At 72.4% G+C, this 21,033-nt stretch carries 21 protein-coding genes; 5 read left to right on the top strand and 16 right to left on the bottom strand.

The features are described 5' to 3' along the window. Nucleotides 1–49 precede the first annotated feature (49 nt). The 15 genes from AWQ71_RS29450 to AWQ71_RS29380 form a co-directional block, all read right to left on the bottom strand. The gene (locus AWQ71_RS29450) at nucleotides 50–490 is read right to left on the bottom strand and encodes a hydrogenase maturation protease (protein WP_067138848.1); all 441 of its coding nucleotides are present in this window, start codon (nucleotides 488–490) and stop codon (nucleotides 50–52) included. Next, nucleotides 480–1,769, bottom strand: coding sequence for a Ni/Fe hydrogenase subunit alpha (locus tag AWQ71_RS29445; RefSeq protein ID WP_067138846.1), 1,290 nt, complete (start codon nucleotides 1,767–1,769; stop codon nucleotides 480–482). The genes AWQ71_RS29450 and AWQ71_RS29445 overlap by 11 nt, the downstream gene beginning before the upstream one ends. Next, on the bottom strand, nucleotides 1,759–2,553 hold the full coding sequence (locus tag AWQ71_RS29440) for an NADH-quinone oxidoreductase subunit B family protein (RefSeq protein ID WP_067138844.1): 795 nt from the start codon (nucleotides 2,551–2,553) through the stop codon (nucleotides 1,759–1,761). Before AWQ71_RS29440 ends, AWQ71_RS29445 begins: the two co-directional genes overlap by 11 nt. Then, complete coding sequence (locus AWQ71_RS29435) at nucleotides 2,553–3,371, bottom strand: FAD/NAD(P)-binding protein (protein ID WP_218002011.1); 819 nt, start codon at nucleotides 3,369–3,371, stop codon at nucleotides 2,553–2,555. Before AWQ71_RS29435 ends, AWQ71_RS29440 begins: the two co-directional genes overlap by 1 nt. Beyond that, a complete protein-coding gene (locus AWQ71_RS29430) occupies nucleotides 3,359–4,459 on the bottom strand; it encodes a 4Fe-4S dicluster domain-containing protein (RefSeq protein WP_067138842.1) in 1,101 nt (366 codons plus the stop codon). The genes AWQ71_RS29435 and AWQ71_RS29430 overlap by 13 nt, the downstream gene beginning before the upstream one ends. A 208-nt stretch (nucleotides 4,460–4,667) precedes the next feature. Further along, nucleotides 4,668–5,282 carry a V-type ATP synthase subunit D gene (locus AWQ71_RS40715; protein WP_169806660.1) on the bottom strand — a complete coding sequence of 205 codons (615 nt, stop codon included), beginning with the start codon at nucleotides 5,280–5,282 and terminating at the stop codon, nucleotides 4,668–4,670. Further along, complete coding sequence (locus tag AWQ71_RS29420; RefSeq protein ID WP_067138840.1) at nucleotides 5,279–6,676, bottom strand: V-type ATP synthase subunit B; 1,398 nt, start codon at nucleotides 6,674–6,676, stop codon at nucleotides 5,279–5,281. Before AWQ71_RS29420 ends, AWQ71_RS40715 begins: the two co-directional genes overlap by 4 nt. Then, nucleotides 6,673–8,349 (bottom strand): V-type ATP synthase subunit A, encoded by a 1,677-nt coding sequence (locus AWQ71_RS29415; RefSeq protein WP_067138839.1) that lies wholly within the window; start codon nucleotides 8,347–8,349, stop codon nucleotides 6,673–6,675. Before AWQ71_RS29415 ends, AWQ71_RS29420 begins: the two co-directional genes overlap by 4 nt. Further along, nucleotides 8,337–8,849, bottom strand: coding sequence for a hypothetical protein (locus tag AWQ71_RS29410; RefSeq protein WP_067138838.1), 513 nt, complete (start codon nucleotides 8,847–8,849; stop codon nucleotides 8,337–8,339). Before AWQ71_RS29410 ends, AWQ71_RS29415 begins: the two co-directional genes overlap by 13 nt. Next, on the bottom strand, nucleotides 8,846–9,058 hold the full coding sequence (locus tag AWQ71_RS42040) for a hypothetical protein (protein ID WP_067138837.1): 213 nt from the start codon (nucleotides 9,056–9,058) through the stop codon (nucleotides 8,846–8,848). The genes AWQ71_RS29410 and AWQ71_RS42040 overlap by 4 nt, the downstream gene beginning before the upstream one ends. A 6-nt stretch (nucleotides 9,059–9,064) precedes the next feature. Continuing rightward, nucleotides 9,065–9,409 (bottom strand): ATP synthase subunit C, encoded by a 345-nt coding sequence (locus AWQ71_RS40710; RefSeq protein WP_084259418.1) that lies wholly within the window; start codon nucleotides 9,407–9,409, stop codon nucleotides 9,065–9,067. Next, entirely contained in the window at nucleotides 9,373–10,659 is a 1,287-nt protein-coding gene (locus AWQ71_RS29395; protein ID WP_067138836.1) for a V-type ATPase 116kDa subunit family protein, read from the bottom strand. The genes AWQ71_RS40710 and AWQ71_RS29395 overlap by 37 nt, the downstream gene beginning before the upstream one ends. A 39-nt stretch (nucleotides 10,660–10,698) precedes the next feature. Continuing rightward, a complete protein-coding gene (locus AWQ71_RS29390) occupies nucleotides 10,699–11,610 on the bottom strand; it encodes a hypothetical protein (RefSeq protein ID WP_067138835.1) in 912 nt (303 codons plus the stop codon). Continuing rightward, the gene (locus tag AWQ71_RS29385) at nucleotides 11,607–12,041 is read right to left on the bottom strand and encodes a hypothetical protein (RefSeq protein WP_067138834.1); all 435 of its coding nucleotides are present in this window, start codon (nucleotides 12,039–12,041) and stop codon (nucleotides 11,607–11,609) included. The genes AWQ71_RS29390 and AWQ71_RS29385 overlap by 4 nt, the downstream gene beginning before the upstream one ends. Nucleotides 12,042–12,152: 111 nt before the next feature. Continuing rightward, nucleotides 12,153–12,710, bottom strand: coding sequence for a TetR/AcrR family transcriptional regulator (locus AWQ71_RS29380; protein ID WP_067138833.1), 558 nt, complete (start codon nucleotides 12,708–12,710; stop codon nucleotides 12,153–12,155). A 93-nt stretch (nucleotides 12,711–12,803) separates the two neighbouring features. On the opposite strand from AWQ71_RS29380, the gene AWQ71_RS29375 reads away from it, so the two are divergent. From AWQ71_RS29375 to AWQ71_RS29360, 4 genes are all read left to right on the top strand, one after another. Further along, nucleotides 12,804–14,192: an MFS transporter gene (locus tag AWQ71_RS29375; protein ID WP_067138831.1), complete on the top strand. Its 1,389-nt coding sequence runs from the start codon at nucleotides 12,804–12,806 to the stop codon at nucleotides 14,190–14,192. A gap of 201 nt (nucleotides 14,193–14,393) precedes the next feature. Beyond that, nucleotides 14,394–15,698: a M50 family metallopeptidase gene (locus tag AWQ71_RS29370; protein ID WP_067138829.1), complete on the top strand. Its 1,305-nt coding sequence runs from the start codon at nucleotides 14,394–14,396 to the stop codon at nucleotides 15,696–15,698. 11 nt (nucleotides 15,699–15,709) lie between these two features. Continuing rightward, complete coding sequence (locus tag AWQ71_RS29365) at nucleotides 15,710–16,063, top strand: MmcQ/YjbR family DNA-binding protein (protein WP_067138827.1); 354 nt, start codon at nucleotides 15,710–15,712, stop codon at nucleotides 16,061–16,063. A gap of 107 nt (nucleotides 16,064–16,170) precedes the next feature. After that, complete coding sequence (locus tag AWQ71_RS29360; RefSeq protein WP_157570645.1) at nucleotides 16,171–16,821, top strand: hypothetical protein; 651 nt, start codon at nucleotides 16,171–16,173, stop codon at nucleotides 16,819–16,821. Between the two features lie 69 nt (nucleotides 16,822–16,890). Here the strand turns inward: AWQ71_RS29360 and AWQ71_RS29355 are convergent, their stop codons facing one another. Next, the gene (locus AWQ71_RS29355) at nucleotides 16,891–20,250 is read right to left on the bottom strand and encodes an NACHT domain-containing protein (protein ID WP_157570644.1); all 3,360 of its coding nucleotides are present in this window, start codon (nucleotides 20,248–20,250) and stop codon (nucleotides 16,891–16,893) included. Between the two features lie 155 nt (nucleotides 20,251–20,405). On the opposite strand from AWQ71_RS29355, the gene AWQ71_RS29350 reads away from it, so the two are divergent. Then, entirely contained in the window at nucleotides 20,406–21,014 is a 609-nt protein-coding gene (locus AWQ71_RS29350) for a nucleotidyltransferase domain-containing protein (protein WP_067138821.1), read from the top strand. The last annotated feature ends 19 nt before the right edge of the window (nucleotides 21,015–21,033 follow it).

Genomic DNA, 21,033 nt, shown 5'->3' with positions numbered 1-21,033 from the left:
GACAAACCGAGTGAAGAACCGGCGACTCAACCTGGACGCCGGCGCCCTTTCAGCCGAGCCGCTGCCGTATGGCGTCGGCCGTCTCGCGGATCGCCGCCCGGACGGGCGGGGTGACGGGGGCGTCGAGGCCGAAGTCGCCGCCCTCGATCCCGAAGACGAGCAGCTCGCCTGGGAGCCGGTCGAGAGCCTTCCCGAGCGCGATCGCGTCCGCCAGCCCGAGGGCGTGGGAACTGCGCCGCCATGCGGTGGCCCGGGGCCGGGCGTCGCGGTGAACGGTGCCCGGCGCCGCGCCCGAGGAGGCCGCGTCTATCACGATCGCCAGGTCGGCGCCGCTCCATGCCGTGACCACCTGCATGGGGTCTCCGGAGCTCTCGGTGAGGACGACGGAGGAGGGGAGCGTTCCGCGGAGCGATCGGACGACCTCCAGGCCCGCCGCGTCGTCGCCCCGGGCGTCGCCGCCCAGGCCGATCACCACGGTCCTACCGCGCATCGAGGCGCAGCTCCAGGAAGTGGGCGGAGCAGGAGATGCACGGATCGTGGTTGCGCACCGCGCGTTCGCAGAGCGCGGCCAGTTCCGCCTGGGGAAGGTCGAGGTGGGGCTCGATGAGCGCGCGCAGGTCCATCTCGATGCGGACCTGGTTCTGCGCGGTCGGCGGAACGATGTCGGCCTCGGCGATCAGCCCGGCCTCGTCGACGCGGTACCGGTGGTACAGCGTGCCGCGCGGCGCCTCCGACGCGCCGTGGCCGACGCCCGCGACCGGGTCGACCGGGACGGCCGGCACGTCGGGTTCGGTGTAACCCTCGATGATCCGCAGCGCTTCGTCGCAGGCGTGGACGACCTCGACCGCGCGGACGACGATGCTGCGGAACGGGTTGCGGCAGATCGGACCGAGCCCCGCCTCGCGCGCGGCCGAGCGGGCCAGCGGGGAGAGGCGTTCGGAGTTGAGCGCGTAGCGGGCGAGGGCGCCCGTCAGATAGCCGCCGGTCCCGTCCAGCCGGGCGTGGAGCGCGGTGGAGCGCGGGACCTGTTCCTCCACCACGTGGGCGGGCCAGTCCGTGACCGGGAAGGCGGTGCCGTCGCTGACGGCCGGAGAGCCGGAGAGTATGGCGTACTCGCCCGGGTGCCGCAGGGCCAGGAAGCGGTAGTCGTGTTCGATATCGGGGAAGTCGAACCCGGCGACCCAGCGCACCGTGTCGAGCGCGTGCTCGCGGGCCCGGCGCAGCCCCTCGGCGAGCGGGGCGAGCTCGCGGGGCCGGGGCACCCGGTAGAAGCCGCCCACCCGTACGTTGACCGGGTGGATGGCGCGGCCTCCGAGGGTCGCCACCAGCTCGTTTCCCGCCTTCTTCAGAGCCAGCCCGCGTTCCAGGTGGTCGCGGTGGTCGGCGGCCATCGCCACGCCGCTCTCGTAGCCGAGGAAGTCGGGCGCGTGCAGCAGGAAGATGTGCAGCGCGTGCGACTCGATCCATTCGCCGTAATAGAGCAGCAGCCGTAGATCGCGCAGCGGCCCGGTCACCTCCACGCCGAAGGCCGATTCGATCGCCTGGCAGGCGCTCATCTGGTACGCCACAGGGCAGATGCCGCAGATGCGCGCGGTGATGTCGGGCGGCTCCTCGTACGAGCGCCCGCGCAGCAGCGCCTCGAAGAAGCGGGGCGGCTCGTAGATCTTGAGCTGGAGATCGGTGACGACGCCGTCGCGGGCGCGTACCAGCAGTGCTCCCTCGCCCTCGACGCGGGACAGGCCGCCGAGTCTGATCGTCTTATGCGTCACCTTCGGCCTCCTCGGACGCCCGCCGGAAAGGTTCCTCGGTCGCGTTGAACGTGCGGTAGACACGCACCAGGTCGGGGTCGCTCATCCCGAGCGCGCGCAGCTTCGCGTTCAACGCCCCCGAGTTCGTGGTCTCGGCGGGGCCGAAGCAGCCGTAGCAGCCCCGGTTGTACGCCGGGCACAGCGCGCCGCAGCCCGCCTGGGTGACCGGGCCGAGGCAGGGCGTGCCGTGGGCCACCAGGACGCAGACGTTGCCCCGGGCCTTGCACTCGACGCACACGCTGTGCCCGGGCACGACGGGACGACGGTCGGCGAGGAACGCCGTGATGACCTCCAGGAGCTGGCGTTTGTCGATCGGGCAGCCGCGCAGCTCGAAGTCCACCGGCACGTTGGCCGAGATCGGCGTCGACCGCTCCAGCGTGGCGATGTACTCCGGCCGCGCGTACACCACGGAGGTGAACTCCCGCACGTCGGCGAAGTCGCGCAGGGCCTGGATGCCGCCCGCGGTCGCGCAGGCCCCGATCGTCACCAGGCGTCTGGAGACCCGGCGCACGTGCCGGATGCGCTCCGCGTCCTCCGGTGTGGTGATCGACCCCTCCACCAGGGACAGGTCGTACGGGCCCGGTCCGGGGGCGCTGGACGCCTCCAGGAAGTAGGCGATCTCCATCTCGGCCGCGATCGACAGCAGTTCGTCCTCGCAGTCGAGCAGCGTGAGCTGGCAGCCGTCGCAGGAGGCGAACTTCCACACCGCCAGCCGAGGGCGTCGTCCTGTCTGCCGCGCGTCCATCACAGCTCCTTCACCGCGAGGAGTCCGGCCGCCCGGTCGTACCCCAGCACGGGGCCGTCCAGGCAGAGCAGGAGCGGGCCGAGCTGGCAGTGGCCGCACCGGCCGACCCCGCACTTCATGTTGCGTTCGAGGGAGAGCACCACCCGCTCCGGCCGGACGCCGCGCCGGAGCAGGTCGTCGGCCACGGCCCGCATCATCGCCTCCGGCCCGCACACGAACGACGCGGTACGGCGCGGCTCGAAGACGATCCGGTCGATCAGCCGGGTGACCAGGCCCACCGGGCCCTTCCACGCCGGGTCAGGATGGTCCACGGTGACCTGGACGTCGATGTCGTGCGCGTCCCGCCAGCGGGCCAGCTCCCGCGGATAGAGCAGGGTCATCGGGGTTCGCGTGCCGGCGATCACACTGATCCGGCCGAACCGCGACCGGTGGGCGATCAGCTCACGGACGACTGTGCGCAACGGCGCGAGGCCGAGCCCGCCCGCCACCACGACCACGTCCAGCCCGGCCGCCCCCGGAACGTCCCAGGCGGTGCCGTACGGGCCGCGGACTCCCACAAGGTCGCCGGGCCGCTTACGGCACAGGGCCCGGCTGACCGCGCCCACGGCTCGGATCGTGTGTACCAGCGTTCCGGTGCGGCCCCGGCCGCTGATCGACATCGGGATCTCGCCGACGCCGCGGGCGTAGATCATCGTGAACTGGCCAGGCAGGAAGCCCGGGCACGGCCCGCTCAACGGCTCCAGCGCCAGGGTGACGGTGTCGGCTCGGTCGGGACGCCGTGATCGCACCCGGTACGGCACGGGCGTCATCGGATGCATGACGGCCCCTCGGTGCCGTAGCGGATGGCCGACAGCTCCTCGGTCACGTCGATGCCGGTCGGGCACCAGGTGATGCACCGGCCGCAGCCCACGCAGCCGGATGTGCCGAACTGGTCGTACCAGGTGGCGAACTTGTGGGTCAGCCACTGCCGGTACCGGCCCCGCTGGGAGCCGCGCACCGGCGAGCCGCCGACCTCGGAGAAGTCCAGCGTGAAGCAGGAGTCCCACCGCTCGGACCGTTCCGCGACGTCTCCGGAGAGGTCGGTCACGTCCTCGACGGTGCTGCAGAAGCAGGTGGGGCAGGCCATCGTGCAGTTCGTGCACGCCAGGCAGCGGGAGGCCACGTCGTCCCAGCGCGGGTGGTCGTGGGCGGCGGGCAGCCACTCCTGAACGCCCTCGGTGTCGACCGTGCGCCCCATCCGGCCGGCGGCGGTACGGGAGACCTCATCGGCCGCCGCGACATCGTCGCCGGTGGCCGCCTGATGGGGGATCGCCGCCACGATCCGCGCACCGCGCTCGCTCCCCGTCTCGATCAGGAACCGGTGCGGCGCCGCCAGCTCGGTGAGCGCGAGGTCGAACCCGGCGGTCGCCTTCGGCCCGGTCCCCATGGAGACGCAGAAGCAGGTGCCGCCGGGCACCGCGCAGTTCACGGCGATCAGGAAGAGCGCCTCCCGCCGCCGGCGGTAGGCCGGATCGGGGTGCCTGCCGCCGAGGAACACCCGATCCTGTACGGCTATCGCGGCAAGGTCGCAGGCGCGCAGTCCGAGCAGCGCGATCCGGGGCGCCTCCGGCTCCACCTCCTCGATCACTTGGCCGCGCGACCGGATCAGCGTCTGGCGGGGCGGCTGGGTGAAGCGCTTGGCGGAGTCGGGGCTCGCCGCGTAGCCGAACACCATGCCGTCGTCCCGCTCCGTCAGCCGGTAGTTTCCGGGCTCCTGGACATCACCCGTTCCGTCGGGCAGTTCCGCGGCGGAGGAGATCTCGGTGAGCCGGATCGCCCTGTCCTTGACCGTGGGGCCGACGACGGTGTAGCCGGCGGCCCGCAGAGCCGCGATGAGCGGCTCCAGCGACCGCGTCACGACGTCCATCACGGCGTTCCCCCTCACACTCCAGACAGTGTGACTTATATCCCTTTTTATCCCCATTCAGGCCTGATGCTCCTGGATATGGCCAAAAGTCCTCGTTTGTGCAGGCTTTCGGCCGTCGTTCGTGACCTTGGCGGCGCGAGCGTGTCCGCCGGCCCGGGAGGGGGTCACCGCCTGCCGGGGACCGTGCGGCCGAGCGGGGCCCGAGTGATCACGAGTCTCGGCGGCGGGCCAGGGCACGGCGGACCCGTGCGCCGTCGGCTCGCTCCATCTCGTCGAGGGCCAGCTCCACCGCGGCCAGCGCCTCCTCGAGACGGGGGAGGAGGACGTCGCGCAGCGCCCGGATCCGCCGGCCGGTCATCGCCTCCTCCGCGGTGACGATCCGCGCGGCCTCCGCGGCCACCGCGTGCTCGACCCCGGCGCGCAGGGCGGCGAGGCAGGCCTCCCTGGCCGGGACGAGCGCCGCCGTGACCGCGAGCGGAGGCGACGCGACCGGCGCGGGCGGGCCGAAGGCGGACCTCCCCGGATAGCTCGTCCCCATGGCGTCGATCCACTCCACCCGCACCTCGGCGAGCGGGCCGCCACCGGCGAGCCGGATCGCCCGGCGGCCGCCCAGCAGCGAGGCGCGCAGCAGCCGGGTGTCGGCCTCCCGGCACGCCGCCTCCCATTCCGCGCCGGTACGCGCCGCGAGCCGCACGAGACGGTCCCGCTCCCGCCGCAGGACGCGCCGCTTGCGGTCGAGGACGGCCAGCCCGTGCCGCAGGGCGGCGAGGCGGTGCCGGAGCCACAGACGACCGGCGCGTCCGGGCGGAACCTTGACCGTCACGTCTCCTCCCGGTGCCCCGCGTCGAGCCCCTCCCGGTATCCCGCGTCGAGCGCCGCCGGCGACAGCATGGAGAGCTCCCGCCGGGGCAGCACGGAGACGACCTTCCAGGCCCGCGCGAAGGTCTCGTCGAGGGAACGCGCCTCGTCCCGCCGCTGGCCCAGCAGCCGCCGCGTGAACGCGTCCGCCATGGCGAGATAGCGCCGGTCGGTGTCGCCGAGCGCGCCCTCCCCGACGATCTCGGCGAGCTCCGCCGCCTGCCGGGCCCGGGCCAGCGCGGCGAGGATCTGGGCGGCCAGATCCATGTGCTCGGGCCGGGTCCGGCCGGGCCCGACTCCCGCCCGCATCATCCGCGACAGCGAGGAGAGCGGGTCGATGTGCGGATAGACCGGGACGTCCCGGGTCAGCAGGATCTGGCCCTCCGTGATGTATCCGGTGAGGTCGGGCACCGGATGCGTGATGTCCCCCGCGGGCATGGTGAGCACCGGCAGCACGGTCACCGAGCCGGGCAGGCCCGGCACCCGCCCGCACCGCTCGTACAGGGAGGCGAGATCGCTGTACAGATAGCCGGGGTACGCCCGCCGCGCCGGGATCTCACCACGCGCGGAGGACACCTCCCGCAGGGCCTCGCAGTAGCTCGTCATGTCGGCCAGCACCACGAGGACGTGCCGTCCCAGAACGAAGGCGAGATGCTCGGCGACGGTCAGGGCGAGCCGCGGGGTGAGCACCCGCTCGATCACCGGGTCGTCGGCGAGATTGAGCAGCAGCGTCAGCTCCCCGGCCGCCGAACGCTCCTCCAAGGTGTCCCGTACGGTCGCCGCGTCGGCATGGGTCAACCCGATGGCGGCGAAGACCACGCTGAACGGCGTGCCGTCGGTGTGGGCCTGCGCGGCGATCTGCGCGGCGAGCTCCAGATGGGGAAGGCCGCCGGAGGAGAACACGGCGATCTTCTGCCCGCGGACCAGCGTGGTGAGGGCGTCGATGGCGGACACACCCGTGAGCACGGGCTCGGAAGGAGGCTCGCGCCGGGTCGGGTTGAGCGGGAAGCCGGTCACCGCGGCGTCGGCCGTGCCGAAGACGGGAGGCCCGCCGTCCAGCGGCCGGCCGCGCCCGTCGCACACCCTGCCCAGCCAGCCCGCGCCCACCGGGATCCGGAGCGGGCACCCGGCGAAGGCCACCCGGATGCCCTCGGCCCGCAGCCCCGCGGTCCCTTCGAAGACCTGGACGACGGCCAGGTCGCGGTCGGCCTCCAGCACCAGGCCGTGCCTGCGCTGCCCCGTCTCCAGCTCGATCGACGCGTACTCGTCCCAGCCGACGCCGCGCACGCCCCGGACCACGATCAGCGGGCCGCGCAGCTCCGCCACGTCGGTGTACTCCACCGGAGCCCAGGACGTCATCGCGCCTCCTCCAACTCGCCCAGTACGGTGTCGCGCCGCGCGGGAATCTCCTCCTCCGGCGCGTCCTTCGCCCGCAGCACGGGGGAGAAGTCGCGGACCTCGATCGAGGCCACCGGCACCCCGCGCCCGACCAGGGCCTGGCAGCCGTCGACGACCGCGAGAAGCGCGTCGGCGAGCGCGGCGGTGCGCTCGGGACGGCAGAAGGCGTCGGCGGGACTGAGCGCGCTCTGCTGGAGGAAGCCCTCGCGGACCAGCCGGCCGCCGAGCAGGACCACGCGTTCGTGCGGAGGGAGCGTCCCGGTCCCGACCAGCTCGGCCAGCGTGGACAGGCGGTCCGCCTCGGCCAGCAGCCCCGCCATCCGCGCCCGTCGCGCCGCGCCCTCCGGGGTCCCGGCCATCAGGGAGTCGGCGTCACGGGCGAAGGAGCCGCTCCAGGACACCGCGGGATAGTGGCGCGCGTAGGCGAGGTCGCGATCGAGCGTCCACTGGGACCGTACGAACCGCTGGGTGAGCGTGGTGACCGGCTCCGTCATGTCGCCTCCGGGCGGCGAGACGGCGCCGATGATCGTCACCGAGCCGGTGCCGCCGCCGAGCGTGGTGACACGGCCCGCCCTCTCGTAGAAGGCCGCCAGCGCGGAGGCGAGATCGGCGGGATACCCCTCCTCGGCGGGCAGCGCTCCGCTGCGGGAGCCGAGCTCACGCCGGGCCTCGGCCCACCGGGACGTCGAGTCCGCGATGACCACCGCGTCGTAGCCCATGTCCCGGAAGTGCTCGGCGACCGTGACGCCGGTGTACACGCTGGACTCCCGGGCCATCATCGGCATGTTGGACGTGTTGGCGATCACCACGGTCCGGTCCGCGAGCCGCCCTCCGGTCCGCGGGTCGGACAGCCGGGCCAGCTCGGCGACGACGTCGGCCATCTCGTTGCCGCGTTCCCCGCAGCCGATGTACACCACCACGTCCGCGTTGCACCATTTCGCGATCTGCTGGAGGAGCACGGTCTTGCCGGTGCCGAACCCGCCGGGAACGGCCACCGTGCCGCCGAGGGAGACCGGCAGGAGCAGATCGATCACCCGCTGGCCGGTCGTGAGGGGGACCACCTCGTCGAGACGCGCGGAGTACGGCAGCGCCTGCCGTACCGGCCGCTCACTCTCCAGGGTGACCTCGACACCGCCGACGACCGCGACCGGGGCCCGCGCCGGGCAGGGGCCCGCGTCCCGGATCGCGGAGACCTCGCCGCCCGGCGACAGCACCAGATAAGGGGGCGACGTGCCGCTCTCGACGCGGCCGATGGCCGTTCCTCTCCCCGTCAGTGCCCGCTGCTCGACCAGCGGGGTGAACCGCCGGGAACGGCCGGCACCCACCGGCCGCGGCGCGGCCGGGTCCAGCCACAGGCCAGCGCCGCTGAGAGGGCGGAGCAGGCCGTCGAACACCCCGCCGAGCAGGTGGGGGCCGAGCAGGGCCGACAGGGGCGCCCCCCGGCGTTCGGCGGGGTGACCGGGAGCCAGCCCGCCGGTGTACTCGTAGGCCTGGACGGTGGCCCGGCCGCCGCGCAGGGAGACGACCTCGCCGGGCAGCCGGTGGGGTCCGAGGTCGACCAGCTCGTACATCGCCGCTCCGGCGAGACCGTCGACCTCGACCAGCGGCCCGTTGACCCGCGTCACCGTGCCCACAGCCGTTCCGCCTCCGCTCCGAGCGCGTCGACGGCTCGGCCGGCGAGCGCGCCGAGCGAGCAGTCGACGCGGAGGCCCCGCCCTTCCCCCACGACGCCGCCGTCGGGATGCTCGCGCACGATCAGGTCCGCGCCGCCCGACTCGCGAGCCAACTCGCGAAGGCGCTCGACCAGGCGGGGATAGCAGGGGTCGTCCCGGAGCGCCAGAACCGCCGCCACCGCGCGCCTGCGCAGCTCCAGCAGGACCTCCCGCCGGGCGGCCAGCTCGATGCCGCGCGCGTGCCGCCCGGCCCGGACCCGTACGGCGTCCGCCCGGGCCCGGGCCTCCGCCGTCCCGCTCTCGCGGGCCTCGTCGATCATGTCCTGCGCCGTCCGCCGGGCGGCGGCCAACGTCCGCGCGGCGTCGTCCCCGGCCGCGTCGAGCAGCGCGTCCGCGTCGAGCCGTGCCCGCCGCAGCAGGGCCGTGGACACGGGCGCCAGCGCGTCCGTGATCCCGGTCACGCCGGCATCACCACCCGCAGCGGCCCGCCGCCTGGGTCGCCGAGGGAGGCGGCCGCCGCGGGGGTGAGGATCACCACGGCCACATCCGGCCCCAGGCCCTGCCACGCCGTACGGACCTCGCCGGCGTTCTCGGCGGGCAGGACGAGCGCCCCGGCCAGGCCGTACCCGGCCACGCGGACGGCCTCCCCGATGATCGCGATGGCCGCCACGGCCGGTCACGCCCGCCCGACGAGGATGATGCCGATGACCAACCCGTAGATCGCGATGCCCTCGGCCAGGCCGACGATGACGATCGCCCGGCCGAACAGTTCCGGCCGCTCGCTCATCGCGGCCAGGGCCGCGCCTCCCGTGTAGGCGACGGCGATGCCGGCGCCGATCCCCGAGCCGGCGACCGCGATGGCCGCGCCGAGCAGCGCCGCCCAACCGCCGGACGCCGCCGGCGCGGCGGACGCGGAGCCCTGCGCGCCCGAGGTGGTCAGGGCCCACACCAGAAGGGTGAACGCGACGAGCGCGATGGCGGCGTTCACGGCGTGCAGGCCTCGTCTGACCCAGATGGACATGACATCGCCTCCCCGGATGTCGGCGGAAGACGCCAGGGGCGGAACGGGCGCCCCTCGACCTGGAAAAGCCGGGAGAACAGCTCGTAGTACTCCAGGCGCAGGGCCTGGATGCCCACCACGAGCCCCTCGATCGTGAGGGCGAGCGCGTTTCCCACGACGAACACCGCCGCGGCCCCGACGGGGTGGCCGGGCCACAGAGCGGTGGCGCCGGTCCAGACGATCGCCCCGATGGCCGCGTGGGTGAGCCCGAAGGCGGCGAGCCGGGCGAACGACGCCACGTTCGCGCCCAGCCGCACGACCACGTCGACGATCTGCATGGCGGCCTGGAGAATCCCGCCGGCGCCACCGCCGGCCTCGGCCAGGAAACCGGCGAACGCCAGCGCGAGACCCACGGCCGCGACCAGGCCGCCGGCCACCACGAGATCGCCCAACCCGGAGTACCAGCCCGCGAACCCCAGCCCGAACCCGAGGAAAACCGCCGCCCCCGCGATCCCGGCGGAGGAGTAGAGCGCGACCCGCACGCCGCCTTCGCGCCACCGGTTCACGATGCCCAGCACGTACGCGGCGCCGAGCAGCAGCGCGCCCGCGCCGACGGCGGCGAGCAGCAGCGGGACCGGATGCGCGAGCGGCTCCAGCCAGAGCACCGGTACGACGCCCGTCGGCCCGAAGAACTCGCCGTAGAGCAGGCCGAAGAGCACGCTCGCCAGGCCGGCTCCGGCGGCGAACGGCCAGGCCCGGCGGAAGCGGCCCAACCATCGCGGACGACCGAAGTACAGCCCCGCCGCGGCGCAGAGCACCAGCAGCCCGTGCCCGACGTCGCCGAACATCATGCCGAACATCAGGACGTACGCGCTCGCCGCGAGCGGCGTGGGATCGATGTCGGTGTACGGCACCGTCCCGTACGTGGCGACGAGCGGGGACAGGGAGCCGCGCACGCCCCGCGACCGGAGCAGCGACGGCGCCTCGACCCCCCTCGGCCGGGCGATCGCGACGGCGGCGCCACCGGCGGGGGCCAGCCGCTTCGACAGTTCGGGGACCGCCTCGGCGGGCATCCAGCCGGCGAGCGCCGCGACACCGTCGCGGACCACGGCCGCCTTCGCCACGGTCTCCGCGGACGCGTCCGGCGGTGTGGCGAGTTCCACCGCTCCCGCGTCCGCCACCTCGGCGAGCACTTCGGGCAAGGAGTCCACGGGGGCCGCGATCGCGACCCGCTCCATGCGTATCGGACGCAGGGCGTCGCGCCAGCTCATGATCGCCGCCTCGCCCGCGAACCCCGCCGTGCGGCCAGGTCAGACGAGGGCATCGTGGTCACCACCTCGCGCGGCGAGTTCGAGCGCGGCGCGGACCCGCCGGGCGTCCGCGGCGAGCATGGCGGCGGCGCCCAGGACAGGGCCCATGGAGAACCCCGAGCCGGCGAGCAGGTCGCGGCCGTCCTCCTCGACCCTCGTCCACCAGCGTTCCTCGCCCTCCCACAGGCGCAGGGGGTCGTCGATGTCGCGCAGCGCCCAGCGGGCGGTCGGGGCCAGCCGCTCGGCCATCTCCGGGAGTGAGACCGCCTCGACGGCCCCGGCGCCGAGCAGCGCCCGGCAGCGCTCCCGGACCCCGACCGGCAGGTCACGGGCCTCGGCGTGCCGCTCGCGGGCGGCCAGCAGCGCCGTCGCGCCCAGGACCCACGCGCGGGCGGCGGGTACCGCGTCGGCGACCCGCCCGGCCCAGGCGACGCGCATGCCGAGCTGGATCTCCCGGCGGCCCGCGCCGCCCGGATCCCCCCACGCGGAGGCGGCCAGCGTCGTCCGGAGTTCGGCGAGCGAGGCGCACCGCCGCAGGCGCGGCCACGCCGTACCCGCCGAGCCGAGGACGAACTCGGGGTCGGCGGGCACACCGGACAGCCGGCAGATGAGCTCGTCCACGTTGGCGATCTCGAACCACCGGACCAGGACGCGGATCGCCTGCCCGCCCTCCCGGGGAAGCCAGCCGGCGAGCACGCGCAGATGCCACAGCAGCGTGGCGAGCACCGCCCACTGGGCCTCGGCCAGGCTCTGGCCGCGCCGTACGTCGTGCCCGTAGGGGGTGCCGGCCAGCATGGAAACCGCCTCGCCGGCCGAGGGGCAGGCCGCGACTCGGCGGGCGGCGGCCCGGCCCACCCCCCGGCGGGCCAGGGTTCTGGCCCGCGTCGATCCGGCGACCCAGGCGGCGGTCATGACGGATCACCGGCCAGCGTCTTGACCTGGGCGACGATTCGTGCCACCTCGTCCGGTATCCGGGCCGCGGCCCGCGCGCGGACATCGCCCGCGGCCCGCTCGGCGGCGCGGGTGGCGGCCCGGCTCTCCTCGTCGGCCTCTCGCAGTGCGGCGGCCGAGGCCCGTGCTCTCTCGGTCTCGGCCGCCCGCCGGGCCGCCGAGATGACGGCGGCGGCTTGGGCGCGGGCCTGTTCCCGGATCTCCTCGGCGCGCCGTTCCGCCCGGGAGCGCTCGGCGGCGCACGCGGACCGCACTTCCGCGAGGGCGGAGAAGACCATGTCGAGCTCGGCGCTCTGGTCCGCGGCGTAGTCGGCCGGAACCGCCGACGGCGCCGCCGCGCCCGGTACCACGGCAGGACGGAACCGCTGCAGGAAATCGCTCAGCCGGGCCATCGTCACCTCCGCCGACGCCGGTCGTATGCATGGGCCGCTATTGGAGGTGATGCCCCTGAACAGGGTGATATCGCGGACGCGGGGCCTTGAATATGTCCGAAACGCGTTCGCTCAGTCTGTTCGCTGATCGAGCACGTGCTCCGCCATGGCCCGCGCGGCCAGCGCCGGATGGGCGTCGGGGCGGGTGACGGCGTGCGCGAGCACCCCGTCGACGAGCACGAGGAGTTGGTCGGCGCCGAAATCGGGCGCCGGGTGACCATGACGGCGCAGCTCGGCCGCGAACATGCGATGCAGCTCATCCTTGTACGTGCGGATCTCGGCATGGGCGGGATGAGCAGGGTCGGTGAGGGCGAGCTCGGCCGCCGTGTAGCGGCAGCCGTGGAACGACGGTGTCGTGGTGACCTTCTCCAGCTCGTCGAAGACGGCCAGGATCCGCTCCCGGGGGTTGTCGCCGGCGTCGTCCATCACCCGGCGGTAGCGGGCGTCGATGCCGGCCTCCCGCAGCGTCTGGGCGATCAACCCATCCTTGCCGCCGAAGTGCTGGTAGAGCGAACGCCGGGCGACGTCGGCCCGCTTGAGTATCGCGTCCACTCCGACATGGACGCCCTGCTCGTAGGTCAGATCGCTCGCGGCTTCGAGGAGCCGTTCGCGGGGTCCCGGTCTGCTCATCGCACATCCGATCCTGGCCGGCGGTTGACAGTGGACCACCCATTCTATCTAATTGCTCCGCATATACCGATCGTTCTATCTACTGGAGTCGCCATGCCCCGGGCGGGCACCCTGCCTCTCGTGCTGACCGGCGTGTTCATCACGATCCTGGATTTCTTCATCGTCAACGTCGCCATCCCCGCCATCCAGGCCGATCTGGACGCCGGCGCCGCCTCGACCGAGTGGGTCGTCGCCGGGTACGGCCTGGCCTACGGGTCCGGGCTCGTCCTCGGCGGACGGCTCGGCGACCTCCTCGGCCGACGTCGCATGTTCACCCTCGGAATGGCCCTGTTCACGCTCGCTTCGATCGCCTGCGGCCTGGCCCCTGACGCCGGCACGCTGGTCGCCGCCCGCCTGGCGCAGGGCCTGGCCGCGGCGGCGCTCACGCCACAGGTGCTCGCCATCCTGCGAACCGTCTACAGCGGCCCCGCCCAGGCCCGGGCCCTCAACGCGTACGCGATGACCATGGGACTGGCCGCCGTCTTCGGTCAGCTCGTCGGGGGCGCGCTGATCCAGGCCGACCTGTTCGGGCTCGGCTGGCGGGCATGCTTCCTGATCAACGTGCCGATCGGGGTGACCGCGCTCGCCCTGACCGGCCGCCTGATCCCCGAGAACCGTTCCGGCACGTCCGCACGGCTCGACCTGGGCGGCACCACCCTCGTCACGCTGGCCCTGGTCGCGATCCTGCTGCCGCTGATCGAGGGGCGCGAGCAGGGCTGGCCGCTCTGGACCTGGCTGTCGCTGGCCGCCGCCGTCGCGTTCTTCGCCGCCTACGGCCGGCGACGGCACGAGTCGCCCCTGATCGACCTGACCCTGTTCCGCGAGCGGGCCTTCACCGCCGGCCTGCTCACCCAACTGGCCTTCACCATGGGCATGGCCGCCTACTTCCTGATCTTCGCCCTGTACGTCCAGGGAGGCGTCGGGCTGGACGCGCTGCAGGCCGGCCTGCTCTTCGCGCCGATCGGCGCGGGCTACCTGGCGGCCTCCCTGCTCGCGCCCAGGTTCGTCGCGCGGTTCGGCCGCCAGGCGATCGCCCTGGGCGGGCTGGTCAGGGCCACCGGCCTGGCGGTGCTGCTCGCCATGGTGGCCGCGGAAGCGGCGGTCGGATGGCTGGTGCCGGCGCTGGTCGTCGACGGGTTCGGCATGGGGCTGGCGCTCGCGCCGATCATGAGTACCGTGCTGGCCAGGGTCGCGCCGCACCACGCCGGGTCGGCGGCCGGCGTGCTCACGACGACCCAGCAGGTCGGGTCGGCGCTCGGCGTCGGCATCGTCGGGATCGTGTTCTACGGCAGCCTGCCGGACGGGGCGGGCCAGGCGTTCCAACACGGGCTGATCTACCTGATCGCCGTCGCGCTGGCCATCGCCGGGCTCGTCCAGCTGCTGCCGCGCGCCGTCGGCGACAGCACCCGTGTCGACGCGACCGCGAAGGAGCGCGTCGCATGACAGACCCGAACGAGCTGGGGCGCCGCATCCCTTGGTGGGGTGTCCGCAGAACCTTGGCGGAGGCTTCGGCGCCCACGCTGACCCCCGACGGAAATCCCGGTGCTTTCGGAGAATTCGTAGCCATGCGCGGAGATCAGCTCTACTACTCTGGGGCCGCCGGGCCATTCGGTCCCCGTTTCGTCTGCTTTGGAGCGCGCCTCGATGGACTGGCTCTATGTCGTGGGGATCGTCGTCTTCCTCCTGGGGTTGATGTTCTCCATCGCGCTGCACGAGATCGGCCACCTCGTGCCCGCGAAGATCTTCGGCGTGCGGGTGACCCAGTACATGGTCGGCTTCGGTCCGACCGCCTGGTCACGGCGCAAGGGCGAGACGGAGTACGGCATCAAGTGGATCCCGTTCGGCGGCTACGTCCGCATGATCGGCATGCTGCCGCCCCGGCCGGGTGACGACACCACCAAGCTCAGGAGCAACGCCACCGGACCGTTCCAGGGCCTGATCGAGACGGTCCGCGACGCCGCGCAGGAAGACGTGCTGCCCGGCGACGACGACCGTGTCTTCTACCGCAAGAAGTGGTGGCAGAAGGTCATCATCATGTCCGGCGGGCCGCTGATGAACTTCGTGCTCGCGTTCGTCTTCTCCGCCATCCTGCTTGTCGGCATCGGCCTGCCCGCCGAGGCCCCGATCGTCGCGCCCACCACCGAAACGTGCGTGATCCCCGTCTCCGAGCAGCGCGCCGCCTGCAAGCCCGGCGACCAGCCCACCCCGGCCGCGCAGGCGGGCCTCAAGCCGGGCGACCACATGGTCTCCTTCGACGGCGCCACAATCGGCTCCTGGGAAGACGCCAAGCGCCTGATCCGCTCCCACGGCCCGGGCCCGGTCAAGCTCGGCATCGTTCGCGACGGCAAACCGATGACGTTCGACGTCACGCTCATCGCCCAAGACCGGCCCAACCTCGACGACCCCGAGAAGACCGACAAGAACGTCGGCTTCCTCGGCGTGCGGCCCACCGAGGTAATGGAGCAGCAGAGCGTCGGCCAGGTGATCGGCTACATGGGCGGGCTGACGGCCCGGGTGGCGGGCTCGATCTTCAACCTGCCGGAGAAGATGGTCGGCGTCTGGCACGCGGCCTTCTCCGGCGAGGAACGCGATCCCGAGGGCCCGGTGGGCGCGGTCGGCGCGGGCCGCATGGGCGGCGAGATCCTGGCCTCCGACTTGTCCAACGAGGAGAAGATCGCCACCCTCGTCAGCCTGCTGGCCGGCTTCAACCTGGCGATGGGCATGTTCAACCTGATCCCGCTGCTGCCGCTCGACGGCGGGCACGTCGCGGGCGGGCTCTGGGAGGGGCTCAAGCGGGCCTACGCCAAGGTCATGCGGCGGCCGGAGCCCAAGTACGTCGACATCGCCAAGGTGCTGCCGCTGACGTACGCGATGGCGCTGGTGATGATGGTCATGACGGGCCTGCTGGTCTACGCCGACCTGGTCAACCCGCTCACGCTCACCCGATGAGGAGGCCCGCCGTGCAAGCGCTGGAACGGCTGCGCGAGCTCTGTCTGGCCCTGCCGGAGACCACGGAACGGCTCAGCCACGGCGAGCCGACGTGGTTCGTCAGGGACAAGAAGATGTTCGTGATGCTCGCCGACCATCACCATGACGACCGGCTGGCGTTCTGGTGCGCGGCCGCTCCCGGCGCGCAGGAGGAGCTTCTGCGAGAAGACCCCGAGCGGTTCTTCCGGCCGCCGTATGTGGGGCATCGCGGGTGGGTCGGCGTCTATCTGGACGTTCCCGACCTCGACTGGGACGAGGTGGGGGAGATCGTGACCGACGCCTACCGGCAGATCGCCCCCAAGACACTCGTCGCCCGCCTGCCCTGAACGGGCGGGTCCGCTTCACCGCCCCCGCCCTCATAGGCGAGTTCCGTTCAGGAAGATCATCAGGAGGCATCCTGGACCGAGCTTGGCAGCTCGGCCACGATGAGGGCATGACGGAGAACGGATCAGCGCGGCGGCCGACGGCGAGTGGAGGAGCCGGCCTGCGTCCGAACTGGGCGGCAGTGAGCGCTCTGGCGGGTGCGGCGGCCGTCGTGGTCGCGCTGGTCGCCTACCTGGCGCCGCCGGATCCGCCTCCGCAGACCCAGTCCGACCCGGCAGCCGCCACGCCGGCCCGGCAGCCGTCGTCACCGGAACCGGATCCGGTCACCACCTGGTCCCCACCGCCGGACCCGAGCCCGTCGCCCGAGGCCACCACGCCTGAGTCGAGCACGCCTGAATCCAGCACGCCCGAGCCGCCGGTGCCCAGCCCCCCGCGAGTGGTCGCGGATTCCTCCCCGCTGCTGCTGGCGGGCCGGCCCGGCGGCTGCGACGAGACGGCGACGGCGCTGGCCGCATTCCGCCGGAACGCCGGGACCACCCGCAGCAGCCAGGCGGCCGCGGCTCGCCAGACATACAGCGACCTGATGGGCGCGGTCCTCGACGCGCAAGGAGTGGTGCAGGCGACGATCAGTCGGATGGCCGCCGAATTCCAGGAGCTGAACTTCCGGCTGACTGGCATGGTCCTCAACGATCCCAACCAGGTGATTGCGGATATCAACACGGACATGGCCGAGCTCAAGAGGCTGTGCGAATCCAGCTGATCTGACGGCACGGCACAGCCGGACTGGCGCGCGGCGGCCGCGGAGTCCCGCCCCACCTTCGGAATCGCATCAAGCGGGAGAGCGCCGGACTTGGGTTGTCGAGTGGAGCCGGTGCTCGTTCAGCACCTCCTGGTCGGCGGCGACTTGGATGGTGAGGCGGTGGCGGTGCGCGAAAGGGGCCAGGTCGAGACGGTCGCCAGTGTGGTGGAGGCGTACGTCTTCCAGGGCAGGCATGCGTGCCAGCGGGCTCAGGTCGGTGACGCGGGGGCAATCAGTGACGCTGAGAATACGTACCTTCGGCAGTTCGGCAAGAGGCGTGAGATCCGAGATCGGGAGCCGCCCGAGATGCAGGAAACGCAGCTCCCGCTGGCGAGCGAGAGCGTCGAAGCCGGTGAGGTCCGTCAGGTTCTCCAGTTGGAGCGTGTGCAGGGTCACCGGCGATAGCTCAGCCAGATCGAACGCGCCTGGGACATCAATGACGCACAGGACTGAAAGATCGGGGAATTGATCGGCGATGGCGGCAAGTCCCCCTACGACGCTGTCAACGTTGACCAGGACTAGTAAGCGGACAAGGGAAGGCAGCATCATGGGGTCGATCGGCTGGCCCACACCCGTGAGCGTCAGCGTTCTCAAGCCGTTCTGCCTGGTCAGCGGGCCGAGATCCACGGGTTCGTCAGGCCACTCCGAGAAGCTCAACGTCAATTCGCTCAGCCTGGCAACCTCATCGAGATAGTCCAGGCCGTCCGCTGACAGCACATCACTCAGTCTGAGGGTCTTCAGCTCGCGCAGCCGCTTCAACGGGGCGACCTCGAGGAGCTTGGGTGCGTGGAACCGGACATAGAGCTCTTCCAGGTTGTCCAGCGACCCCACCTCCGTCAGGTGGGGGAACGCGGCGTGGTAGATCTCCAGACTGCGTAGCTCGGCCTTGCCATGGAGAAAGGCGAGGTCGGGGACCGGGCAGGCCGGGCCGATCGCCAGATGCCGTGCCCGCCGCAGGTACGGCAGTCCGCGCAGCAGGCGCGGGCTGTCGAGGTAGACCCGCTCGGGCAGTGGCGCATCGGCCAGGACGTGGCGGGCGTACCGCACCGCGTCGAAGTACTTCCAGCCGGCGACGAGCTGCTTCTGGACGGGCGGACGTCGGTCCACGGCATAGCGGGCAAGCTTGTCCAGGGCTCCGGTCCCGTTGATCAGCCACGTGGTGCGGACCACCATGGCGGCCTGGTTGCCCGAAAGGTGCGAAAGGTCGTCGGGCAGCCGCTTCAGCACCTCCTCGCCCACAGCGGCCAACAGCCTGGCCTCCTCCTCGTTCCTGGGCGGGATGACGGACTCCAGACACGCCTCCACCCGGTCTCCCAAATCGAGCGGGATCTCCTGGATGGTCTCCAAACACGAGGCCACCAGCAGCCGCAGCCGGCGGGCGTACCGCCCGCCCTGGTCGGCCCGATCCAGCAGGCCGGCCAGCAGCTCCCTGCGCAGCCCGCCGGTCGCGTGGCCGGCGGTCATCACCACGACCTCACGCCACTGGTCCAGGTGCGCCCGCTCGACCGCGAGCTCGACGTCCTCGTCCTCCACAAGCTGTCCTGCGGCCAGGTATTCCTGCACCGTTCGGTGCGCGAAGTCCACGCGCCCCGGTATCGGCTCGCGCAGGACGCCGCTCCTCCTGAGGAGGTGTTCCAGCACGGCCTCGGCCGGGTACGGCATCCGCGTCATCGCCCGCAGCTTCTGTTCGATCCGCTTCCGGGCGGTGGCCTTGGACAGTTCCGAACGTCCCAGCGACACCAGCCGCCAGGCCAGGTCCCGCAGGATCCAGACCTTCTGCTCGGGATCGAGCGCCACCTCGTCCTCGATGCCGCGCTCGGCGTCCCGCCGCTCCAGCAGCAACGCCAGCACCGCCTCGTACAGCCCCATCCGGCTGCGGGGCAGGTGCCTGCGCCGGTCGAGGTTGAGCGCGCACAGCATCGCGGCCAGCAGCGGAGTGGACGCCAGCATGCGCAGGTGCGGGTTGCTCTCCAGGCGGGCCAGCAACGAGCCCTCGTACTCCTCCAGTTCGTCGGCCTCGCACGGCAGGCTCGGACAGCCGCGCATGGCCATGTGCCACTGCCGTACCAGCTCACGGAGGTCCTCGGCCGCCATCGGCTCCAGCAGCGCCGAGGAGAATCCCTCATCTGCCAGCCAGGTGGCCTCCGCCGCCGTAGGCCGGGAGGTGACCACCACGCGCAGCGCCGGGTACAGCAGGAGCAGGCGGGTCAGCCACTGCCGTACGGCGGAGCGGTGCTTCACCAGGAGTTCGTCCACGCCGTCCACCAACAGCAGGCCGCGGCCGGATGCCAGCACCCGTTCGACCCAGTTGCGCGGCATCTGGCCCGCGACCTCCAGGGCCATGTCGTCCAGGAAGGACTCCGGCGGCGGGAACCTGCCCTCGGAATGGCTGCGCAGCTTGATGACGAAGGGCACGCAGCCGTTCCAGTCGGCCAGGTCGCCCGCGAAACCGCCGCGCGCGGCCGTCACCGCCAGCCAGCGCAGCAGGGTGCTCTTCCCGGAGCCGGCGTCCCCCCGCACCAGAGTCAGGCGCGAGCGGCCGAGTGCCGACTCGATGCGGTGCGTACCGTCCCTGGACTCGGCGTGTTCCCTGGACTCGGCGTGCTCCCTGAGCGAGGCGAACTCCAGCGGACCCGACTGCCCCCTCGGCCTGCGCTCGCCGGTGGAGACGCTGAGGCTGATGTAGGCGACGCTGAGCGAGGTACGCGGCCGGAAGTTCTCCACCCGCACGCCGAAGAGCTCCACCTCATCCAGCGTCCGGCTGACGAACGCGAGGTAGCGGTGTTCGAAGGCAGCGTCGTCCTGGCTGCCTTCCGGCGCGTCCAGGGAACGCACCGGCATCCGGGCCAGCAGCCGCTCCATGGACTCGGCCAGCCCGCTCAGCCGGGTCAGGCTTTCGGTCGCGGCCCGCGGCAGGAACTGCGGCAGCTCCCGCACCATGCCGACCAGGCACTCCACGCACTCGGCCAGCAGGATCGCGAACAGCCGGTCCTCGGCCGCACCGAGCTTCGGCGCGGGCATCGCCGCCGTGATCCGCTCAGTCAGAGCGGCCGGGTCCGCGTCGGTGGCCAGCAGCGCCGTGTCGGTCAGGTCCGCCGCGCGGAGCGCGTCGACCACCTCGAACAGAACGGCCGAGCGCGCGTCGGTGTCGAGCCCGCGGAACTCCCGTTCCAGCAGATCGCCGAGCCGGTCCTCGACGGCCAGCGCCACCCCGGTGATCTGATGCTCGAGTTTGCGTCGGACGACCCGGTCCCGGAAGCTGACCCGGATCAGCTCGGTGAGGTCGGCCTTGCGGTCCCGGTCAGCCGCCCTGATGGTGAGCCATTCGCGGACGGCCCGCTCGGCGATCGCCTTACCCGCACCCGCCACCGCCGCCTCGATGCCTGGCATGTCCACTCCCGTCATCGCGTATCGCAAAGATCCTGCCTTGGCGGGGCATGCCGGTGTAGTGCTTTCAGACAGCTCCAGGACGGTGTCCGGATTCTCGAGGAGTTGCTGGATAAAAACGCTTCGCCCGCCTTGTGCTCATGGGTGATGATGAGTCAATGCCGCGCACCGAGACACCGTTGGGGCCATGGGAGGCGGCGCCGCTGGATGCGGTCGTCGCGCTGTTTCAGAACCTCGCTGCCCCGTGGTGGGTGAGCGGCGGGTACGCGATCGAACTGGCGGTCGGCCGCTCTTATCGTGAGCACGGAGACGTGGACATCAATGTCCTGCGCCGTGACCAGGTGGCCGTACGCGCGTTGCTGGCCGACTGGGATGTGCACGCGGCCGATCCGCCGGGAGAGCTGCGGCCGTGGCCGGTCGGCGAACCGCTGCCGGCCCATGTCCACGACATCTGGGTGCGTGAGCACCCGGGCGGACCGTGGCGATTCCAGCTGCTGCTCGACGAGGCCGACGGCGACGAGTGGGTCTATCGGCGTGACGCGCGCATCCGCCGCCCGCTCGCCTCGATCGGCATCTCCACGCAGGGCTTCCTCCGCCTCACCCCGGAGATCCAACTGCTGTTCAAGGCCAGGGCCACACGCCCCAAGGACGAACTGGACTTCGAGCAGGTGCTGCCCCATCTGACCCGGGAGCAGGCGGCCTGGCTGCGCGAGGCGTTGGCGACCGAGCACGGCCGGCACCCGTGGCAGGAACGACTCGGTACCTGACCCGCCACCCAGGTCAGGC

The organism is Microtetraspora malaysiensis (assembly GCF_001528665.1).
Taxonomy (GTDB): Bacteria; Actinomycetota; Actinomycetes; order Streptosporangiales; family Streptosporangiaceae; genus Microtetraspora_A; species Microtetraspora_A malaysiensis.
This window is presented reverse-complemented; position numbering and strand designations above follow the sequence as displayed.

What these genes read in the sequence shown, in the direction of transcription:
- AWQ71_RS29450 (WP_067138848.1), bottom strand. Translation starts at nt 490, where the DNA reads ATGCGCGGTAGGACCGTGGTGATCGGCCTGGGCGGCGACGCCCGGGGC.
- AWQ71_RS29440 (WP_067138844.1), bottom strand. Translation starts at nt 2,553, where the DNA reads ATGGACGCGCGGCAGACAGGACGACGCCCTCGGCTGGCGGTGTGGAAG.
- AWQ71_RS29435 (WP_218002011.1), bottom strand. Translation starts at nt 3,371, where the DNA reads ATGCATCCGATGACGCCCGTGCCGTACCGGGTGCGATCACGGCGTCCC.
- AWQ71_RS29430 (WP_067138842.1), bottom strand. Translation starts at nt 4,459, where the DNA reads ATGGACGTCGTGACGCGGTCGCTGGAGCCGCTCATCGCGGCTCTGCGG.
- AWQ71_RS29420 (WP_067138840.1), bottom strand. Translation starts at nt 6,676, where the DNA reads ATGACGTCCTGGGCTCCGGTGGAGTACACCGACGTGGCGGAGCTGCGC.
- AWQ71_RS40710 (WP_084259418.1), bottom strand. Translation starts at nt 9,409, where the DNA reads ATGTCCATCTGGGTCAGACGAGGCCTGCACGCCGTGAACGCCGCCATC.
- AWQ71_RS29395 (WP_067138836.1), bottom strand. Translation starts at nt 10,659, where the DNA reads ATGAGCTGGCGCGACGCCCTGCGTCCGATACGCATGGAGCGGGTCGCG.
- AWQ71_RS29390 (WP_067138835.1), bottom strand. Translation starts at nt 11,610, where the DNA reads ATGACCGCCGCCTGGGTCGCCGGATCGACGCGGGCCAGAACCCTGGCC.
- AWQ71_RS29385 (WP_067138834.1), bottom strand. Translation starts at nt 12,041, where the DNA reads ATGGCCCGGCTGAGCGATTTCCTGCAGCGGTTCCGTCCTGCCGTGGTA.
- AWQ71_RS29380 (WP_067138833.1), bottom strand. Translation starts at nt 12,710, where the DNA reads ATGAGCAGACCGGGACCCCGCGAACGGCTCCTCGAAGCCGCGAGCGAT.
- AWQ71_RS29375 (WP_067138831.1), top strand. Translation starts at nt 12,804, where the DNA reads ATGCCCCGGGCGGGCACCCTGCCTCTCGTGCTGACCGGCGTGTTCATC.
- AWQ71_RS29370 (WP_067138829.1), top strand. Translation starts at nt 14,394, where the DNA reads ATGGACTGGCTCTATGTCGTGGGGATCGTCGTCTTCCTCCTGGGGTTG.
- AWQ71_RS29360 (WP_157570645.1), top strand. Translation starts at nt 16,171, where the DNA reads ATGACGGAGAACGGATCAGCGCGGCGGCCGACGGCGAGTGGAGGAGCC.
- AWQ71_RS29355 (WP_157570644.1), bottom strand. Translation starts at nt 20,250, where the DNA reads ATGCCAGGCATCGAGGCGGCGGTGGCGGGTGCGGGTAAGGCGATCGCC.
- AWQ71_RS29350 (WP_067138821.1), top strand. Translation starts at nt 20,406, where the DNA reads ATGCCGCGCACCGAGACACCGTTGGGGCCATGGGAGGCGGCGCCGCTG.